This is a genomic window from Streptomyces sp. NPDC046727 (assembly GCF_040645635.1).
GTDB lineage: Bacteria > Actinomycetota > Actinomycetes > Streptomycetales > Streptomycetaceae > Streptomyces.
The window spans coordinates 1-1151 of the sequence record NZ_JBEYYR010000100.1 but is presented as its reverse complement, the minus strand read 5'-3'; the positions used below and the strand labels follow the sequence as shown (position 1 = coordinate 1151).

The window sequence follows — 1151 nt, the reverse complement described above, 5'->3', positions numbered from 1 at the left end:
GCCAACGTGCAGCGGGCGAACGTGGAGTTTGAGCGCGCCCGTAAAGATTACCAGCGCTACGCGAAAGGGGCGGCCATGCCGGTCAATCCGTTTTCGGAGCAGGACGTCAGCCATGCGCAGCAGCAGTATCAGGCGCAATCCGCCGCGCTGCAGGCGGCGAAAGCCCAGTTCCAACAGGAACAGGCGCGGTTGTCCGGGCGCTATGACGGCGAAGACGCCACGATAGCCAGCCTGAAATCGCAAATAGCCGAAGCGCGTTACAACCTGGAACAAACGGTGGTGCGTGCGCCGAGCGATGGCTATGTCACGCAGGTGCTGGCGCGGCCGGGCACGGCGGCGGTGCGCTTGCCGTTCAAACCGGTGATGATCTTTATCCCGCAGCAAAAGCGCCAGGTGGTGGCGGTATTCCGCCAGAACGCCATCCTGCGCTTGGCGCAGGGGGATCAGGCTGAAGTTGTGTTTAACGGTTTGCCGGGACAGGTTTATGGCGGTACCGTGAGCCGGGTGTTGCCGGCGATACCGGACGGCAGCTACCAGGCCAGCGGCGCACTGCAGGGCCTGAGCGCCACGCCGGGCCGGGAAGGGGTGTACGTGATGATCGATCTGGCAGCCAACCCGGATCTGGATCATCTGCCCGACGGCGTGAGCGCCCAGGCGGCGGTCTATACCGGGCACTTCGAGCACGTCTCCGTGATGCGCAAAGTGCTGCTGCGCATGACCAGCTGGCTGCACTACCTTTATCTGGATCACTAGCCTGCATCGGCCCGGGGGAGCCCGGGCCAAGGGGCTTCCTCCCTGAATGTGACAAAAACAAAAAAGCCCGCAACCGAAGTTGTGGGCTTTTTCGCTATTATCGCCGGGTCTATCTGGTTCACTGGCGACGTATTTGGTGGGCTGGCGGAGTTTGAATTGGTACTGTAATTTATTGTTTAATATCTGATAATCTTCAGTTCAATTTTCGTTTTGGTCCCATTGTTGGTCCTAAAAGAAAAAGTCAGGTATTTTGCAGGGAGGGGAGGTTAACTGTTAATTGTCACCTGCTGGTGATTGTCCGGATACGGGCATAAGAAAGCCGGGCTTCACGTGAAGGGAAATCCGGCTATATATAAGTTACGTAGTATAGGTCTGAAAGTTTTCGGATTGCAGAGTCG

The 1151-nt window shown here is 57.9% G+C and carries 1 protein-coding gene; it reads left to right on the top strand.

Going from position 1 to position 1151, the window contains the following annotated elements; all coding sequences use genetic code 11:
• On the top strand, window positions 1–753 hold a 753-nt coding region (locus ABZ937_RS42810), incomplete at its 5' end, for a hypothetical protein (RefSeq protein WP_361701119.1).
• Between the last annotated feature and the right edge of the window lie 398 nt (window positions 754–1151).